Consider the following 2,679-nt stretch of genomic DNA (forward strand, 5'->3'; position numbering starts at 1 on the left):
TCGGCGAGGCGGGGGTGCTGCTCACCCTCACCCCGATCATCGGCGTCGCCGCCTCGGTCCTGGTCCTGGGCGAAGAGGTGACGGCACGCCAAGGCCTCGCCGGCGTACTCCTGGTGGGCGCGGTGGCGCTGGTGTCGGTGCACCCGGCTGGTCGACGGCGCGCGCCTCACCCGCGAGCAGCGGTGCGAGGTACGACTTCTCCCTTACCGACCGGTCAAGCAGCGTCGCGGCCTCATGGAACTCATCGGTTGCGTTGAACGGCGTCAACGCCGTGCGGGCTGCCGCCTGTTTCACGTGCGGTCAGGTGTCGCTGACCTTGTACTCCTGCATCCGCTGCAGGTGTTCCTCCTCGGGGTCCTTGAGGTACCACCAGCCGACCGGTGGAACCTGGTGCAGCAGCACCCGGTCGAAACTCGGGAGCCGGTCACCGGACCCGTCCAGGTCGACCAGGTACGCGTGCAGCGGGACGAACCGTTTCACCCTTCGCACCACCTCGCCAAGGACCGGGTCGTACTCCTCGACGACCAGCCGCGGCGCGTAGTACCGGGCGTGCACGGCGATGACGACCCAGTGGGCGAACGGGTGCCCGTATGGGTACACCCGGCCGCCGCTGGCGCCGAGGTCCTGTGGCCAGTTCCCGATCGTCACCCGTTGCGGCTCCACACCCCCAGTATCGAACACATGAGCGAACGACGCATACCCGGCTTCGGCAAGTTGACCCCTGAAGTGCGTTGTCCAGAAGTCGGCACGTCCACTACGTCAGCTCGAGCCCGGTCAACCCCTCAGGCAGCCCCTGCGCCACGGCGCGAACCATCGCGGCGTGAACCCACTGCCCGTCATGGCCGATGACGGTGAACGGTCCCCCGGTGACCGTGTACCACTCCTCCGCGCCGGTGTACTGGACCTCGATGGTGGCCCGATCCCCTACCACCTCGGTGGCCACGGTCACCTCCCCGGTGGTCCTCCGCAGGGTGTGCTCCGGCATGCCGCGGTCAATGGTCTGCCGGTGCACCTGGGCGGGCCGCATCGCCGCGACCAGCAACGCTAATGCGTGCTCGGGATCGGCGTTTTGGCCGCAGGTGAAGATGTCGACGAAACAGGAAACGGCTTCGGGGTAGGTGTGGATGGAGGCGTGGGACTCGCTCAGCAGCGCGAGCATGGTCACTCCCTGAGGGGTGAACCGGTGGGAGACTATGTGCAGGACTGTCGCTTTGGCCCCGGTCAGGGCGTGATGCAGCAGCTCGCGCAGCCGGGGTTCATCGTCCAGTAGCGAGGGGCTTACCCCGGTCAGCTCCGCGACGACGTGTCGGCCGGCGAACCGGCAGGTGGTGTCGTTGTAACTCATGCCAGCCACTTGGAGTCGGTGACGACGCGCAGAGGGGCCAGCCTGTTGAACAGGGCACTGCTGTAGGTCACAGCTATCGCGTGAGTCATGGTGGCTTCCGCAGGAGGGGGCAGGTGCGCGTGTTGGCGGGCTAGTGAGGCGGCCAGGCGGGTGCCTGCTGAAGGTCGAGGGCGACCGGACGGGGCTGTAGCTGCTGCGCTAAGGAGCCATCGCATCGACCCCGTGCCGCCCAGCCGCTGGGGAGGGAGGCGGGGGTGAATGGCACAGGACCGCTGGTCGGCCAGCAGCGCATCGGTGGCCTCGACCAGAGATGAGGCCGCGGCGTACAGCGCTATCAGCGCGGCAGGCGGCAGCGGATCGGCTGTGATGCCAGGGGCCGGGCTCCTCATCGATGGCGTCATGGCGGTCGACCTGTGGGTGTCCGAGCCGGTCGGCATGAACAGGGTCAGCACGCCCGCGAGCAGCGCCGCGGCGATGCCCAGGGTGAGGACCATGAGGTAGCCGCCGATGGGGCCGAACCGGGGGAAACGATGGTCCAGCAGCCCGGCAGCGGCGGCCACGCCGATCGCGCCGCCGAGCTGGCGGGCGGTCATCGCGGTGCCGACCGCGGCTGCGTACTGCTGCGGGGTGGCCGACAGGGTTCCCGCGATGGTCGCGCCGGTGCCCAGCCCGCCCAGCCCGAGTCCCAGCAGGCCGATGGCGGGCAGCCACACCTGCGGGAGCGCAGGGCCGGGGCGCAGCGCGGCGCCGATCAGCCAGATGCCCGCGATCGTGACCAGCACGGCGCCGGCATAGATCACCGGCCGGGGCCCGGGCCGCAGCCGGCTCAGGTGCCCGGCGATGGGGCTGGCTGCCAGGACTCCCGCCGAGAGCGGCACCATGGCCAGGCCGACCAGTTGTGGCGGGTAGGACCACATCAGGTGCAGGAACCGTGGAGCGGTGACCAGCAGCGGGAAGATGATCAGTCCGTGCAGCACCGAGATGACCCCAGCGATCGCGAACATCGGTGAGCGCCACAGGCCGATCTCGATGACCGGGACCGGGTGCCGGGTGGACCGCCACACCGTGACTGCGATCAGCAGTAGTCCCCCGCCGCCCAGCGCGCCGGTCTCAGTGATGCTCCAGTTCCACATCGGGCTGGTCGTCACCGCCATCACCAGAGCTGCTATCCCGGTGAGCAGCAGCGCGGCCCCGGGCAGGTCCGGCAGCCGGCCCTGGGTGCCGGCCGTTGAACGCGGCAGTAGAGCGCACAGGATCAGCAGCAGCGCGCAGACGACCACGCTGGGCAGATACAACATCCGCCATCCCGCTGTGCCGCCGAGCCAGCCACCGGC

General features: G+C 69.6%; 3 protein-coding genes. All 3 read right to left on the reverse strand.

Annotation, left to right across the window (positions count from 1 at the left end; genetic code table 11):
* Positions 1 to 300: 300 nt before the first annotated feature.
* Positions 301 to 648 carry a hypothetical protein gene (locus ABD810_RS27440; protein ID WP_344946510.1) on the reverse strand — a complete coding sequence of 116 codons (348 nt, stop codon included), beginning with the start codon at positions 646 to 648 and terminating at the stop codon, positions 301 to 303.
* Between the two features lie 106 nt (positions 649 to 754).
* Complete coding sequence (gene speD, locus ABD810_RS27445) at positions 755 to 1,345, reverse strand: adenosylmethionine decarboxylase (protein WP_344946513.1); 591 nt, start codon at positions 1,343 to 1,345, stop codon at positions 755 to 757.
* A partial coding sequence (locus tag ABD810_RS27450) for an MFS transporter (RefSeq protein ID WP_344946516.1) occupies positions 1,342 to 2,679 on the reverse strand: 1,338 nt, incomplete at its 5' end. The genes ABD810_RS27450 and speD, both read right to left, overlap by 4 nt.

Origin of the sequence: Sphaerisporangium flaviroseum (assembly GCF_039537005.1) — a bacterium.
GTDB lineage: Bacteria > Actinomycetota > Actinomycetes > Streptosporangiales > Streptosporangiaceae > Sphaerisporangium > Sphaerisporangium flaviroseum.

Coding starts and splice junctions, on each gene's coding strand:
- speD (WP_344946513.1), bottom strand. CDS start 1,345: ATGAGTTACAACGACACCACCTGCCGGTTCGCCGGCCGACACGTCGTC.